Raw genomic sequence first — 14,579 nt, forward strand, 5'->3', positions numbered from 1 at the left:
TTTCAGTTAGACTTGAGGTATGACGGACCAGCCCTATCACCATGGCAAGCTGCGAGAAGCTCTACTGGAGCGCGCCATGGAAACCATTGAGCAATCGGGCGTCGACGCACTCTCCCTGAGGCAGTTGGCCCGGGACCTCAATGTCAGCCACGGCGCGCCGGCCAAACATTTCCGCGACAAGCAAGCCCTCATCGACGCCTTGGCGTTGGCTGGCTTTGAGCTGATGAACCAGCGCATACTCGCGGCGGCTGGGAATGGAGATAACCTTCGTCAGCGCTTTGCAAGCGTGGCCACCGCCTATGTGGACTTCGCGGTCTCCCACCCGGCGCTTTTGACCGTCATGTACTCCACCAAGCATCACCCCGGGTCCAGCACGGAGTTGCGGAACATCGGCGAGCAAGGGATCCACGTGGCCCGCGCCCTCATTGCAGAGGCACAGGATGACGGAGCCTTGGCCCCGGGCGACACAGAAACCCTGGCCATGGTGTGCTTCGTGAGCTTGCATGGCGCCGCGCTCCTGGCGGCAGTCAAGCAGTTGGACGGCAACAGTGTTGAGGACGTCGTTGCTGCCACCACTGACACCCTGTGGGCGGGCATGGCAGCGGGAGTTCCAGCCGCGCAGCTCTCACAGACAGCGGACTCCTAACCAGAAGCCAAGGCACTCGCGGGACTACGCCGAGAGCCCTGCTATCGCCTCCCGCACGGCTGAACTGAGCAGGAGGTTGCGGCAACCAATTCCTCCGGGCTCGGCCTGTTGCGGAACGTATCCAAAGCCAAGCTCATACACCGGGTCCGCGAATCCCAAAGACGCGCTGGCGCCGTCGTGCCCGAACGCTCGATAGCTGCCGAACGGCATCCGGCTGTGCGACTTCATGAAGACCGTGGCGAAGCAGCCGGTTTCGCCGAAGACGCGATCGATCCCGAACACCTGCTCAGCGGAAACCTGGCGGATGGTCTCCTCCGTCAGGAAGGGTGCGACGGCGGCCTGACCGCCGGCCGCCAACCCCGTCACCGCTGCAGCGTAGATCCTGGCCATGCCCTCAGCGCTGGAAACGCCCGCTACCGAGCTCATACCGGCGGCGCGGACCTCGCGGATGTTCGGAAGGTCCAGGATGTCCCCCTCTGCAGCGTTGGCCGACAAGCCGAAATGGCTGGCGGGGTCCACCCAGGGCCACGTGGGATCTGCCGCCCAGCGGAAAGGCGCGAAGCGTTCTTCCTCAGCATCCGGTAGGCCAAGGTAGAAGTGGGCACCCGTCACGGATCGGATGCGATGTTCGAAGACCTCCTGGACCGTGGAACCCGTGACTCGCCGGCACAGCTCCTCCACGAAAATGCCGATCGTCAGGGCGTGATAACCGAACGCCGCACCCGGCTTCCACAGCGGGGGAAGTTTGGCGAGCTTCGCGGCCGCGAGTTCGGAATTGTTGACTTCCTCAAGGCTCACGCCTCCCTCGACGCCCAACAGTCCGGCCTGGTGCGAAAGGAGTTGGGAAACAGTGATGGAGGCCTTTCCTTCGGCACCGAACTCCGGCCAATATTTGACCACTTCCGCGTCGAGATCCAGTTCGCCGTCTTGAACCAGCAGAGCTATGACAAGGCCTGCCATGCCCTTGGAGCACGAGAAAACACCCGTGACTGAATCAGGACGGATGTGAGGCCCGCCGCTGAGATCCAGCACCTTGACGCCCCGATGGTACGCCGCCACTTGGGCGGAATATTCAGGGTCTCGTTCGAGGAACCTACTGAACAGCTCGGCTACGGACTCGAAACCTGGGGCGATCACCTGTGAATGCATCCAGACAGCCTACTTGGCCTGCACTCAAGCTCTGGGAGTTTTCCACACCCAAGGCTCCCTCGGCAGCCTTCGGGGGTCGAATTCCGGCACGGCATCCTCCAAGGAACCGGCGGGTAATCCCAACGACTCAAGGAGGAGGTCGCGTACACGCTCCGCTGAAACTCCGACGGCGGCGAGGTCGCCCAGCGTTACTGCACCGTCCCGCTTTGCCAGCCTCACGCCGTCGTGGTTTACCACCAGCGGAACGTGGGCATATTCCGGGACTGGCAAGCCCAACAGGGTGGCCAAGTACGCCTGCCGAGGAGTGGACGGAAGGAGGTCGTCGCCCCTGACCACTTGGTCGATTCCCTGGGCGGCATCGTCTACTACAACTGCCAGGTTGTAGGCCGTGACCCCATCGTTGCGGCGCAGCACAAAGTCGTCCACCACACCCACGTAGGGGCCGTGCAACTGGTCCTCAACAGCCCACTCAGCGGCGTCCGATCGGAGGCGGATTGATGCCGGACGCGACGCCCGGCGGATCTCGCGCTCGGCCTCGGACAGCCTCCGGCACGTACCTGGATAGGCGCCTTGTGGAGAGTGCGGCGCCGAGGGCGCTTCCTGGATTTCGCGGCGGGTGCAGAAGCACTCGTAAGTGCGGCCCTCGGCAGTCAGGCGGCTGATCGCTTCCTCATACAGCGCTCCGCGTTCAGTCTGACGTACGACGGCGGCGTCCCAGCTGACGCCGATGGCCTCCAGGTCGCGGAGCTGCTCCGCTTCCGCGCCGGACCGCGCCCGGTCCAGGTCCTCAACACGGAGCAGGAAGTCGCGGCCAGTCGATTTAGCGAAGAGCCAAGCGAGGATCGCCGTGCGGAGATTGCCTACATGCAGTTCCCCGGAAGGGCTGGGGGCGAAGCGGCCTGCAGACGTCATGGTCCAAGCCTATGCGTCGGCACACAACACAAGAGCCCCTCAGCTACCGCAACGATCCGGTGGCTCAGGGGCTCTTGCTGTGCTGCCCGTCAGGACGGGCGGGTGCAGAATGACAATGCTGTGAACAAGAGTCAATCAGCGGCTGCTTCCTTGCGGGAAACCTGTACAGGGGTCCGGGTGGTGTTCCAGGTGCCTGCTGCCTGCGGGATCCGGCGGTAGCCTCGCCCTGCTTCGTTGTCACCATTTCAGCAGTGCGCATACAGTTGGTGCAACAGACGTGGCATTGAGTGGTCGATCTGACTAATCAGAGTTGAAATTGCAGACAGGAAGTGGTCATTTTGCAGGAACTCGACGCGACGGACCGCAGGATCATCGCCGCCCTTGATGAGGATCCCCGCGTCCCCATCATGGTCCTTGCCCAGAAACTGCACCTGGCGCGCGGCACGGTCCAGTCGCGCCTGGAGCGGATGACGGCGTCGGGAGCATTGCGCCCCAACAGCAGCCGCGTGCTGCCCTCGGCACTTGGGCGGGGTGTCGCGGCTGCTGTAAGCGCCGAACTCGACCAAAGCCACCTCAATGAAGCCATCGCCGCGCTCCGCGAGATCCCTGAGGTACTCGAATGCCACGCTCCTGCCGGCGATACCGACCTCATCATCAGGGTGGTAGCCAAGAGCCCGGACGACCTCTACCGCGTCTCGGAGGAAATCAGGCTGTGCCCGGGAATCGTGCGCACGTCCACCAGCATGTTCCTACGCGAAGTGATTCCCTACCGGACTACCGGGCTGCTGAAGGAATAGCGCCCTAGAAGGAATGCTGCTTAAACCGGCGGCCCAATGTTGGTCTTCAGGTTCTTCATCACCAAAGTCGACGTGAGACGCTCAACAGCCGGAAGGGCTGCGAGTACGTCGTCATAGAAGCGCTGATAGGCAGGTAGGTCAGCCGCGATGACCTTCAACAAATAGTCGGGAGAGCCGAAGAGTCGCTGCGCCTCAACGATGTTCGGGCTCGCGGTCACACGTTCCTCGAACTCCGCCATGATGGTGCGCTCCACCTGGCGAAGGGTGACGAACACTATCGCCTCAAATCCGAGCCCCACTGCTGCTGGATCGATGTCCGCGCGGTAGCCCCGAATAACCCCGGAGGACTCCAGATCCCGGAGTCTTCGATGACACGGGGCCACCGTCAATCCCACCTTCGACGCCAAGGCAGTGGCTGTCATTCGACCGTCCTCTTGGAGGTGGCGCAAAATATTCTTATCAATATGGTCAATCACGCAATGATCTTACCCAAATAGGCGGTTTCAGGGATAAATCGGGGAACACTTATGGGGCGATTTTCCCTAGAGTTTTCCTACCCACTACATCCCTGGAGAGATCGTGAACCCACAGCTGTTCCTCGCCTTCATGCTCGTTGCAGTCTCTTTGGCCTGCACACCCGGCGTCGATTGGGCTTACTCGATTTCAGCCGGACTTCGTCAGCGCAGCTTCGTGCCTGCTGTCGCGGGATTGTGCAGCGGCTATGTGATTCACACCGTGCTGATGACGGCAGGACTGGCAGCCTTGTTGGCGGGAGTCCCGGGCCTGCTCGGCTGGCTCACGATTGCCGGCGCCGCCTACCTGTTGTGGCTCGGCTTCGTGACCATCCGCTCATGGCGAGGGGCCAGCTTTAGTGCGGAAGGCGCCGTCGTGCAGTCCGGAAACCAGCTCCGTACGTTCTTCCAAGGCATGGGCACCAGCGGGATCAACCCCAAAGGCCTGCTGTTCTTTGTGGCGCTGGTACCGCAGTTCGTCAGCCCTGAAGCCGCGCTTCCTGTCGCTGTTCAGTCCGGGTTGCTGGGGCTAACGTTCGTGATCCTCGCCGGCCTGGTGTACACCGGGGTGGCATTGACCTCGCGGAAGCTGCTCGCTTCACGTCCGGGCGCCGCGCGCGTGGTGACGCTGGCCAGCGGGATCATCATGGTTGGGCTGGGAGCAGTGCTGTTGACGGAGCAGATCCTTCCCATCGTGGTGCGCGGCTAAGCGGCAAGAACCTCGTCAAGTCGCTCGTAGCCTTCGATTACGCCATAATTCATGCCTGTGGCTAGCGCCATGTCACGCGCTTCCACCGAAGGGTAGACCTCGCGGACGACGATTCTGGTGCGCCCGTCGATTTCCTCGAACCTGGTGGTGCTGATGCCCACCTGGCTCGGTGCGCCGTCGAATTCGAAGGTCATGATGATCAGCTCGTCGGTGTCTACTGTGTGGAAGACCCCGCGGAATCCATACATTGCGTCGTCGTGGCCGCTTTCGTAGTGCCAGCTGCCGCCCGTGGTCGCGTTGTATTCAGTGACGTTGAGCTTGGCGTCCCGCGGACCAAGCCATTTGACCAGGAGATCGGGGTCCACGTGTGCCTTGAACACCGCGCTGACCGGTGCATCGAATTCGCGGACGGTATCTACGAACGGAACGCCGTCATCAGCAGTAATCGCCGTTGGATTGCTCATTTCAATTCCTCTTCTTCTTTTTGTTGTGACCCCTGGGAGACCCCGGGGCCGGATTCGATCAGAAGCTCGTCGAGTAGCCGGTAGCGACGCTCGGCGATCAGTCGATATTGGTCTATCCATGCCGTCAGCTCTTCGAGGGCGGCTGCGTCCAGGTGCACTGGCCTGCGTTGGGCGTCGCGGGAGCGGGTCACCAACCCTGCATGCTCCAGGACTTGGATGTGTTTTGAAACGGCCTGCTTGGTGATCGCGAAGGGCTCTGCCAGTTCGTTGACCGTTGCCTCTCCCCGTGCCAGCCGGGCAACGATTCCCCGCCTGACGGGATCAGCAAGGGCCATGAACGCCTTGTCCAGAGCGTCTGGATCCATAACCCTGCGCAACCTTTCTTTGTCAACCAAATGCTTTATCAATCACTTGGTTGATTACAAGATTACGCTTTCATCAGCTCATGCACAATGACTTATTCCCCGCTGAGCTGCCTGAAGTCGTTCTCCCACAAACGACGCATCTCTGCGTCCTTGCGGATCACCTCGAGGGTCTCCAGCTCTGCCGGCGGGGCGGGTCGCTTGGAACGGGGAGTCAGCGTCCGCCGTCCCTGGTCCAGCGCTAGAAGGGCGCGGTCCGTAAGGGCATCGTTGCGCAGAGCCAGGCTGCTCTTCCTCCGGCGAAGGACCTCTTTCAGCGCTGACTGGGCCGATTCAAAATCGCCACGCGCCCGCTGCGATCGAGCCCGGATCAGGAGCAAGGCTGCCGAGAGGTCATCCGTATTCAACAAACCCTCCGTACACATCACCACTTCCCTGTGCCGGCCCAGCGCAAACGCCGCGGTGCAGCGTGCCAAGGCTGAAGGCAACGACGGCGGCAAACCCACTACTGCTTCCAACGCCGACTCGACCATTCCCATTTCCCGAAGGCAATGTGCCAGCGCCAGGAACACGGACTCCTCGCTGAACAAAACCGGGACTTCAATGCGTTCGGCCACCTCAACCCTGGTGACCACCTGCCCCAGGTAGATAGCCGAGAACTGGCTCGCGTCGTCGTCGATCCTTGTTGTTAAGCCGCGCCGCAACAACTCCGATGCCCGCAGATAGCCGCCATGCTTGTACGCCAATAGTCCCGCCATCACGTAGCACAAGCCTGCCCACCCCGGGTAGAGCCGACCCAAGGAGATAAGCCTATCAGGCTCAGTAGAGGTGAAAACTGCCTCATGCATTGCCTTGGCCTGCTTGGTGGACAAACGCTTCAACCGGGGGACATCGCCCAGCACAGAAAGTCGGGCAGGATCCCTGCCACTCAGGACACCGGAGAGGACTTCACCTACGCCGTCGGCCAATCCGCGGACCGTTGTGCGCACGTATCCTTCGCGGAAGGGAGTGAGATCCCGGGTGTCATGGAAGACCGATTGGAAGTCGCCGTTGGGAGCCTGGCTCATGAACCCATGCTAACTGGCACCAAGTGGCCATTCCCCTGCTATCGGAGGCATTTCAGGAGTATTATGGCGGCGTCGGCAAGGTTTTCCGACACCCCTTGCCGCGGGACGGTTCTCCATGAGAAGAGCCGTGTAACAGCGTGAAAGGGAGGACTTCATGACCACCGCTTCGCACCCCACCGAACACCATCATGCGATGGGGTTGTCGCTTCACAACACCGCCATGGGCGTTGGCATTGTTTTTCTGCTGGTAGGCGTCCTGGGCTTTATCCCGGGTATCACCACCAATTACGGCGCCATGACCTTCGCGGGACATGAATCCGGCGCCATGCTGCTTGGAGTGTTCCAAGTATCCATTCTCCACAACATCGTCCACCTGCTGTTTGGCGTGGCCGGCTTGGCCATGGCCAGGACAGGACGCATGGCTCGCCTCTTCCTCATTGGTGGCGGCGCCGTATATCTCGTTCTTTGGATCTACGGCCTGATCATCAACCAGGAAACGGGCGCCAACTTTGTTCCGTTCAACACCGCTGACAACTGGCTGCACTTTGTTCTTGGCGTGGCCATGATCGGTCTGGGTGCTTGGCTGGGCAGGGATGCCATGGACGAGACAACGACGGCACGGCGGAGGATGTAACGTCGCGGACGTCGGCTCAACGAACGACGGCGGTCGGCCCCTTAGTGGGGACGGTCGCCGTTATTTTTGTCTCGCCTTCCCGCGACGAGTTGGCATTTAAACCCAATGTTTGGGCCTCGGATTGGTCTTAAATGCCATCGCGGTGATCCTCGCGCATGTTAGCCGAGCAACCTGTTTTCATAGGCGAACGCCACTAACTGGAGACGTGTCCGGACGCCAAGCTTCGTCAGCACGCTTCGCAGATGGCTCTTCACAGTAGCTTCGGAGACAAACAAGCTCTCCGCCATCTCGCCATTGCCCAAACCCTTTGCCGCGAGCAGGAAAACATCCCTCTCCCGAGCCGATAAGGGTTCCAAAACAGAGAGATTGGGGCCCGCAACCTGCACTGTCCGCGCCGCATGCTGGAAGAGATGGTGGACAGAGCCGGGCGCGATCACCGAATAGCCGGAATGGACTGTGCGAATGGCGGCCAACAGAAACTCCGGCTCAGCGCTCTTGAGCAGGTACCCACTTGCGCCGGCCTGAACGGCCTCCACGACAGCGTGATCACGGTTAAAGGTGGTCAACGCAATGATCTTGGGTTGGTCGGAACCCCGCTGCTGCGCCAACTCGATGATCAGGCGGGTTGCGGTGACGCCGTCCATTTCCGGCATCCGCAGGTCCATGAGGATGACGTCCGGCGGCTGTTCGACTGCGCATTCCACGGCTTGTTTGCCATCAGACGCTTCCCAAGCCAACGTCATGTCGGGTTGGCTCTCCACCAGCATTCGGATTCCAGCGCGAAAGAGGGGTTGGTCGTCCACCAAGGCGACGGTAATTAGTGCGGACGAGTCAGCCACGCTCAGCGGCCTCCGGAACAGCAAGGACGCCTGCGGGTTCGAGAACTTTGATGTCGGATTCCGTCTCTGACGCTTCCTGCGCCGAGATTCCATGGCGTGTCCCGTAAGGGATGAAAGCAGTGACTCGGAAATGTCCGCCATCAGGTCCGGCGGTCAGCCAACCGCCGGCGAGGTGTGCCCGTTCACGCATCCCGGGAATGCCGCGACCGACTCGCTCAACCTGCTCTCCGGCGTCCGCTTCCCCCAATGGAGCGGACGCCGTGAGGAGGGAAGCAGCGTGCAGGGTCAAGCCCGGCCCGCTCCAATCCAGATGCAGACGAACTGCCGTCCCGCTACCGGAATGCTTGAGCGCGTTCGTGAGGCATTCCTGAATGATCCGGAAGACAGCAAGTTCCTGCCCAGCACCAAGTTCCACGGTCTGGCCCGATTCGCTAAGCTCGATCTTCAAGCTGCCGCGACGCATCTGATCGATCAATGCCGCCAAGTCATCCAGTCGCGGTTGAGGGGCAACCAGGCCATCTCCCCTTACTCCTTCTATAACCCGCTGCGCGTCCACCAAGGCGTGTCTTGCCGATCCAGCAATGTTTTCCAGTGCTTCAAGTACCACCTTGGGTTGGTTTTGGCTGAGGTAACGCGTCCCATCAGCTTGGGCAGTAATAACCGCTAAGGAATGAGCCAACACATCGTGGAGGTCCCGCGCGATCCTGCTGCGCTCCTGCTCCACGATGAGTTCGATTTCCGTCTCTTTCAGGCTCGCTTCGGCCACGGCCTGGGCTTGGGACAGGGTTCGCCGGTCCTCATACAGGGCCACCAGAATGCCCAACGTGCCGCAGGCTGCCGCTATGAGCATCAGGGTGCTGAGCAATTGCCAACCGTAGATCCGCAGTGCAGAAGCATCGCCTGAATAGAGCGGCATGAACCATCCCACGCCGCCGCCGTACCGCCAGGAAATCATCATGAAAGTCATGACTGCTGCAAAGAGGACATTGACCGCAGYCGACCAAATTCTCTGCTTCTTGGTGCCCGTCCACATAATGAAGGCCAAGGAAATGGACGATCCGAGGTAGATGGCCCAATGGTTCGCGGCCATCGCCGGTAAGACGTGCACAAGTTGTCCGAGCAGCAGACCACCGGTTAGCCCTAGAGAAACGAAGGGTTTCCTGCCCGCGAGGGCGATGCTCAGAGTCATCGTTAGCAGCGGGACGGTACCGGGCCAATTGGGCAGGCCCGGCCACGGCCCCATCCGGCCGGCTTCCCCCACGCACCACAGCACGAAGAAGATCACGGCCGCCGCAGGGGCGCCCCAACGCCGGAATACCCTCAGTGTTCTTTCCATGCCAGCCAGACTATCCACGCTGGAACACGACTCTGGGCCAAATCACCTATGCAACAGCCGATCTCCACCTGCAGGCCAGAAGATTCATCCTCTGGGCCAGCGGCTTCTGCAGCTTGCGCGTCCTGTGGCTTGCACGTCCTGCAGCTCAGCGCGGAGCTCGGCCACCAAGGCGCGAGGTGACCTTGGCCGCGGCGTCGGCACAAGCTTCGCCAAGGCTGGTAAGTGTGTCCTGCGAGACCCTGAACTTGGGTGCGGGAATGAGTACGGACGCCACGATGTTTCCCCTGTGGTCATAGACAGGAGAGGCCACCCCCACTTCTTCGATGGACGTCTCGCCAAAGTTCACTGCCCAGCCGCGCTTCGTGGAATCCTCCAGCCGCTGCAAGTACGCCTCCATGGCTTCCTCATCGAGGCCAGGAAGAGTGATCGCACCACTTCGGAGGAGATTACGGACACGATCCTTGTCCTCCGCGGCAAGGAAGACCTGAACGGATGAGCTGAGTGCCTCGTTGTAACGGACTCCCAAAGGGGCCAGGTGCTTGACCTGGTGCCGGCTGGGGATCTGCTCCACACTCATGGATTCGGTGCCGTTCCAGACCATGAGCGCGCTGGTCTCCCCCGTGCGCTCGGTCAGTTCCCGTAGTACCGGATACGCCACGCGCCGCTCTTCGAGTTCCGCCAGGAGTGGGCCCGCCATGGCGATCATTCCCAACCCCAAGCGGAACCTGCGCGAATCGACGTCGCGCTCCACCAAATGCTCTTGCTCCAAGGTCGCCAGGATGCGGGAAACTGTGCTCTTGTGCAGGCCAATGCGCCCTGCGATTTCAGTGACCCCCAATAGCGGCTCTTCTGCACTGAAACTCCGCAGGACCGCGATGGCGTTGACAATGACCGAGGTACCTTTGGCTTCGCCGTTGCCTGAAACGTCGTTGGATTCCGTGGGAGTCATGGGTTCACTATATTTGGCTGAGGCTGGCGGACTGTGACCGGGCTGGGCCGGTGGACGCCGTGCACTGCGCCCACCGGCCGGGTCACTAGGCTCCGATGATGTTGTAYTCGGGGCCGAACGGGAACTTGGTGATGTTCTCCGCACCGTCTTCGCCCACCACSAGGATGTCGTGCTCGCGGTAGCCGCCGGCACCCGGTTGGCCGTCCAGGACTGTAATCATCGGTTCCATGGAAACCACCATGCCCGGTTCCAGCACGGTGTCGATGTCTTCGCGAAGTTCAAGGCCTGCTTCGCGGCCGTAGTAGTGGCTCAAGACGCCGAACGAGTGGCCATAGCCGAACGTGCGGTTGGCCAGGAGCCCGTGACCGACGTAGATCTCGTTGAGTTCGGCGGCGATGTCCTTGCAGACTGCGCCGGGCTTGATGAGTTCCAGGCCACGCTTGTGTACCTCAACATTGATGTTCCACAGCTCCAATGAACGCGCGTCCGGTTCGCCGTAGAACAAGGTGCGTTCCAGAGCCGTGTAGTAACCGCTGGTCATTGGGAAGCAGTTCAGCGACAGGATGTCGTGTTCCTGAATCTTGCGCGTGGTTGCCCAGTTGTGCGCGCCGTCGGTGTTGATGCCGGACTGGAACCAGACCCACGTGTCACGGATTTCAGAGTCCGGGAAGGTGCGGGCGATCTCGTGGACCATGGCCTCGGTGCCGATCAAGGCGACCTCGTACTCAGTGATTCCAGCGGTGATCGCGCTGCGGATGGCCTCTCCGCCAAGATCGCCGATGCGGGCGCCGTGCTTGATGACTGCGATTTCCTCGTCCGACTTGATCATGCGCTGGCGCATCGCAGCCTGGGCAACATCCACCAGCGTGGCTCCCGAGAATGCGGCCTGGATCTTGTTGCGGTTATCCAGCGGAAGGGAGTCATCTTCGACGCCGATGCGGCGCGGGTTGATGCCGCGGGTGCGCAGGACTTCCTGGATAGCGTGGATGTAATTGTCCCGGCGCCAGTCCGTGTACACGAGGTTGTCGCCGTAGCTGCGGCGCCAAGGCATACCGGCGTCGATATTTGCCGTAATGGTGACAGTGTCATCCTTGGTGACCACCATGCCGTAGGAGCGGCCGAAATAGGTGAAGAGGAAATCGGAGTAGTACTTGATGGAGTGGTAGCTGGTGAGGATGACGGCGTCGAGGTCCTTCTCGGCCATGATGCTGCGAAGGCCCGTAAGGCGACGCTCAAACTCTGCATCCGAGAAAGTCAGGGAGACTTTCTCGCCGTTGTTGAGGACCTTGAGTCGATCGAGCTTGGCCACATCGTTGATGGCCTCGTTCTCGGTGATGGTCATGGTGGTTCCTTTCAATGGGGTGGTTGGTTTCAGACCTGCTGCAGTGGCTTCTTGGAAGTCTCGGCGGCGAACAGGACTGCGATGAGGGAAACAAGGGCGGCAGCCACGAGGTACCAGCCGGGGGCCAGTTGATTGTGGGTCATGCCGATGAGGAGCGTTGCCATGAACGGCGCGGTGCCGCCGAACAACGCGTTGGAGAGGTTGAAACTGACAGCGAAGCCTGTGTAGCGGACCTTCGTCGGGAAGAGTTCGGCCAGGAAGCTGGGTAGTGTGCCGTCGTTGAGGGTGAGCATTCCGCCCAGCAGGATCTGGACCAGCACGATCACCAGGAAGTTGCGGGTATCCAGGAGCATGAACGCAGGGACGGTCAGCACCACGAACAGGACAGACGCGGTGATGAGCATCCGTTTACGGCCGAACTTGTCCGACGCAATGCCGGTCAGGAAGATGAAGCCGATGTAACTGGCCAGGGCGATCGTGGTAGCCAGGAACGATTCCGCCGCTCCGAAGCCCAGTTCCACTGACAGGTATGTGGGCATGTAGCTGAGGATCACGTAGAAGCCGACGGCGTTCAGCAGCACTGCGCCCGTGGCGATGATGAGTTGCTTACGGTACGTCTTGAACATCGCCAGGGCGGGAGCCTTGACTGTGGGCTCCTTCTCGGACAGCTCACGGAACGCAGGCGTGTCCTCGAGCTTGGTGCGGATGTACCTGCCGATCAAGCCCATGGGCGCCGCCAACAGGAACGGCAGGCGCCAACCCCAGTCGTTCAGCTGTTCTGCCGTGAGGACTGAACTCAGCAGGGCGGCCAGCAAGGAGCCCAGCAGGAGACCCGCTGCCGTACTGGCAGGCACGACGGCGGCATAGAGTCCGCGGCGATTCGACGGCGCATACTCCACCAGGAAGGCGGACGCGCCGGCGTACTCTCCGGCAGCGGAGAAGCCCTGGACCACCCTTACGAGCAGCAGCAGGATGGGAGCCATCACGCCGATAGTGGCGTACCCGGGGATCAGGGCGATGCAGAACGTGGCCACTGACATCAGGACGATCGAGAGCGACAACGCCTGTTTCCGGCCCAGCCTGTCTCCGATGTGGCCCCAGATGAATCCGCCAAGCGGTCTTACGAAGAAGCTGACCGCAAAGACGCCGAATGTCGCGAGCAAGGCTGTTTGGCGATCGGATTCCGGGAAGAAAACGGTCGAGATTATGCCGGCCAGGTATCCGTAGACGGCGTAGTCGAACCACTCGACGAAGTTGCCGATGAAGCTCGCAGTGACGACGCGTCGGCGCGTGTCCTTGCTGACTGTGTGATTGGGGCCGGATTCGGGAGAGGTGCCGTGTCCGCCATTGGACCGATCTCCCGGAGCGGCTGCCACAGAGGAAAGTTCATTACTCATGTGTTCCACCAAGAATATTTTGGGGTTGCAGTAGAAGCAACACTGTTGCACCAGACTACGTGTGGGCCGCGTCACGGTCAAGAGTGTTTCCAAAAGTCATCGATGGCTCACCGGGCCACTCCAGACGTATCCAGCGACGGAGAGCCAGATTCCATCGTTGTTGCAGTGAGGAAGACCGTGTTGCATCAGTCGCCCCAAACCCCCAGATGTTCTCTCACATCGTGCGGCCTATTTCGGAACGTTCTCTCACTTCCACGAAGAAAGCCCAACGCCGGGCACCCACGGTGGGTGCCGACGTCGGGCTTTAGCGCGTGACAGCTATTCAGCCGCCGCCGCAGGACATGAGAGAACGTCCTCCAAAAAACGGCAGGACGTGAGAGAACGTCGGGGGTGTATCGGGCAGGGCGCGGGGGTATCGGGCAGGGCGCGGGGGTATCGGGCAGCGCGCGGGGGTATCGGGCAGCGCGCGTCCAAGCGACGGCGACCCAGATGTTCTCGCACATCGTGCAGCCGATTTCGGAACGTTCTCTCACTTCCACGAAGAAAGCCCGACGTCGGGGCACCCGGGAGTGCCGGCGTCGGGCTTTAGCACGTGACAGCTATTCAGCCGCCGCCGCAGGACGTGAGAGAAGGACCGCCCAAAGACCGTTGGACATGAGAGTGCGGTCGTATGGTTTTGTGAGACAGCTTGATGGGAGCTTCAGTTCAGATGACCATGCCCAGAAGAAAATACGATGCCGCTTTCCGTGAGGATGCTGTGCGGCTTGTTTTGTCCACGAACCGTTCGGTGAAACAGGTCGCCGAGGAGATCGGGGTGAAGGAAAGCACGCTGGGGAACTGGCTTCACCGGCATCGAGAGAGTCACCAGGGTGCTTTACCGGTCCTGCCCGAGGAACGGGGGCCGGTGCCGTGGGACGAGCACCGGAAGGCGTTGGCCGAAAATGAGCGGTTGAAAGCCGAGGTCGAGTTCCTGGGAAAAGTCAGCGCCTTCTTTGCCGCGAAGCAAAAGTAGAGGACTTCTACGAGTTCATCGAAGCGGAGAAGGCCAACCATTCCGTGGTGTGGCTGTGCCGGGCATTGAAGGTCTCCCGGGCCTCGTTCTACCGGTGGCGCAACCCCGCCGGGCCCTCACCGCGTGCCGTGCGGCATCAGGATCTGGTCACCGCGGTTACCGGCCTCTACACGAAGGAACAAGGCCGTGCCGGCCGTGATCAGCTGACGCTTTTGCTCAACGCCGCCGGGACCAAAGTCTCCGCCCCCACCGTCGGGGCCATCATGCGCGAAAAGGGCCTGCGGGCCATCCGAACCCAGGCCTGGAAACAGACCACGGTCCAGGACCCGCAAGCCAAGACCGCCCACATCGGGAACCACATGCTCGATGAACAGGGCAAACGCGACTTCACCTCCGCGGTGCCCGGCACCCGCCTGGTCGGAGACATCACCTACCTGCGCACCGGCGAGGGC

The 14,579-nt window shown here is 61.2% G+C and carries 16 protein-coding genes and 1 pseudogene; 6 read left to right on the plus strand and 11 right to left on the minus strand.

The annotated features are described in order from the left end of the window. Positions 1 to 19: 19 nt before the first annotated feature. A complete protein-coding gene (locus AB4Y87_RS24435; RefSeq protein ID WP_442006818.1) occupies positions 20 to 646 on the plus strand; it encodes a TetR/AcrR family transcriptional regulator in 627 nt (208 codons plus the stop codon). A 24-nt stretch (positions 647 to 670) separates the two neighbouring features. Here AB4Y87_RS24435 and AB4Y87_RS24440 read toward each other — a convergent pair whose 3' ends face one another. Further along, complete coding sequence (locus tag AB4Y87_RS24440) at positions 671 to 1,795, minus strand: serine hydrolase domain-containing protein (RefSeq protein WP_442006819.1); 1,125 nt, start codon at positions 1,793 to 1,795, stop codon at positions 671 to 673. A gap of 24 nt (positions 1,796 to 1,819) precedes the next feature. After that, entirely contained in the window at positions 1,820 to 2,707 is an 888-nt protein-coding gene (gluQRS, locus tag AB4Y87_RS24445) for a tRNA glutamyl-Q(34) synthetase GluQRS (protein ID WP_442006820.1), read from the minus strand. A gap of 338 nt (positions 2,708 to 3,045) precedes the next feature. Between gluQRS and AB4Y87_RS24450 the strand changes: the two genes are divergently transcribed. After that, complete coding sequence (locus AB4Y87_RS24450) at positions 3,046 to 3,504, plus strand: Lrp/AsnC family transcriptional regulator (protein ID WP_431120058.1); 459 nt, start codon at positions 3,046 to 3,048, stop codon at positions 3,502 to 3,504. Positions 3,505 to 3,524: 20 nt separating this feature from the next. Here the strand turns inward: AB4Y87_RS24450 and AB4Y87_RS24455 are convergent, their stop codons facing one another. Further along, on the minus strand, positions 3,525 to 3,980 hold the full coding sequence (locus AB4Y87_RS24455; protein WP_442006821.1) for an Lrp/AsnC family transcriptional regulator: 456 nt from the start codon (positions 3,978 to 3,980) through the stop codon (positions 3,525 to 3,527). A gap of 103 nt (positions 3,981 to 4,083) precedes the next feature. On the opposite strand from AB4Y87_RS24455, the gene AB4Y87_RS24460 reads away from it, so the two are divergent. Next, a complete protein-coding gene (locus AB4Y87_RS24460) occupies positions 4,084 to 4,725 on the plus strand; it encodes a LysE family translocator (RefSeq protein WP_442006822.1) in 642 nt (213 codons plus the stop codon). Here the strand turns inward: AB4Y87_RS24460 and AB4Y87_RS24465 are convergent. The 3 genes from AB4Y87_RS24465 to AB4Y87_RS24475 all read right to left on the minus strand — a co-directional run bounded on the left by AB4Y87_RS24465 (position 4,722) and on the right by AB4Y87_RS24475 (position 6,618). Continuing rightward, positions 4,722 to 5,189: an SRPBCC family protein gene (locus AB4Y87_RS24465; RefSeq protein WP_442006823.1), complete on the minus strand. Its 468-nt coding sequence runs from the start codon at positions 5,187 to 5,189 to the stop codon at positions 4,722 to 4,724. The genes AB4Y87_RS24460 and AB4Y87_RS24465 overlap by 4 nt on opposite strands. After that, a complete protein-coding gene (locus tag AB4Y87_RS24470) occupies positions 5,186 to 5,554 on the minus strand; it encodes an ArsR/SmtB family transcription factor (RefSeq protein ID WP_442006824.1) in 369 nt (122 codons plus the stop codon). The genes AB4Y87_RS24465 and AB4Y87_RS24470 overlap by 4 nt, the downstream gene beginning before the upstream one ends. Positions 5,555 to 5,646: 92 nt before the next feature. Beyond that, positions 5,647 to 6,618: a hypothetical protein gene (locus tag AB4Y87_RS24475; RefSeq protein WP_442006825.1), complete on the minus strand. Its 972-nt coding sequence runs from the start codon at positions 6,616 to 6,618 to the stop codon at positions 5,647 to 5,649. 154 nt (positions 6,619 to 6,772) lie between these two features. On the opposite strand from AB4Y87_RS24475, the gene AB4Y87_RS24480 reads away from it, so the two are divergent. Further along, the gene (locus AB4Y87_RS24480; RefSeq protein ID WP_431117001.1) at positions 6,773 to 7,252 is read left to right on the plus strand and encodes a DUF4383 domain-containing protein; all 480 of its coding nucleotides are present in this window, start codon (positions 6,773 to 6,775) and stop codon (positions 7,250 to 7,252) included. A gap of 158 nt (positions 7,253 to 7,410) precedes the next feature. Here AB4Y87_RS24480 and AB4Y87_RS24485 read toward each other — a convergent pair whose 3' ends face one another. From AB4Y87_RS24485 to AB4Y87_RS24505, 5 genes are all read right to left on the minus strand, one after another. Then, the gene (locus AB4Y87_RS24485) at positions 7,411 to 8,091 is read right to left on the minus strand and encodes a response regulator (protein ID WP_442006826.1); all 681 of its coding nucleotides are present in this window, start codon (positions 8,089 to 8,091) and stop codon (positions 7,411 to 7,413) included. After that, the gene (locus tag AB4Y87_RS24490; RefSeq protein WP_442006827.1) at positions 8,084 to 9,427 is read right to left on the minus strand and encodes a sensor histidine kinase; all 1,344 of its coding nucleotides are present in this window, start codon (positions 9,425 to 9,427) and stop codon (positions 8,084 to 8,086) included. The genes AB4Y87_RS24485 and AB4Y87_RS24490 overlap by 8 nt, the downstream gene beginning before the upstream one ends. 145 nt (positions 9,428 to 9,572) lie before the next feature. Next, positions 9,573 to 10,376, minus strand: coding sequence for an IclR family transcriptional regulator (locus tag AB4Y87_RS24495; protein ID WP_442006828.1), 804 nt, complete (start codon positions 10,374 to 10,376; stop codon positions 9,573 to 9,575). Positions 10,377 to 10,461: 85 nt separating this feature from the next. Further along, a complete protein-coding gene (locus tag AB4Y87_RS24500) occupies positions 10,462 to 11,718 on the minus strand; it encodes an aminopeptidase P family protein (protein WP_442006829.1) in 1,257 nt (418 codons plus the stop codon). A gap of 29 nt (positions 11,719 to 11,747) precedes the next feature. Next, entirely contained in the window at positions 11,748 to 13,115 is a 1,368-nt protein-coding gene (locus AB4Y87_RS24505; protein WP_442006830.1) for an MFS transporter, read from the minus strand. Between the two features lie 709 nt (positions 13,116 to 13,824). Here AB4Y87_RS24505 and AB4Y87_RS24510 point away from each other — a divergent pair. Next, positions 13,825 to 14,127, plus strand: coding sequence for a transposase (locus AB4Y87_RS24510; protein ID WP_442006831.1), 303 nt, complete (start codon positions 13,825 to 13,827; stop codon positions 14,125 to 14,127). Positions 14,128 to 14,171: 44 nt separating this feature from the next. Then, positions 14,172 to 14,579: pseudogene (locus tag AB4Y87_RS24515) on the plus strand (IS3 family transposase); the annotation flags it as partial.

The organism is Paenarthrobacter sp. RAF54_2 (assembly GCF_052113945.1).
Taxonomy (GTDB): domain Bacteria; phylum Actinomycetota; class Actinomycetes; order Actinomycetales; family Micrococcaceae; genus Arthrobacter.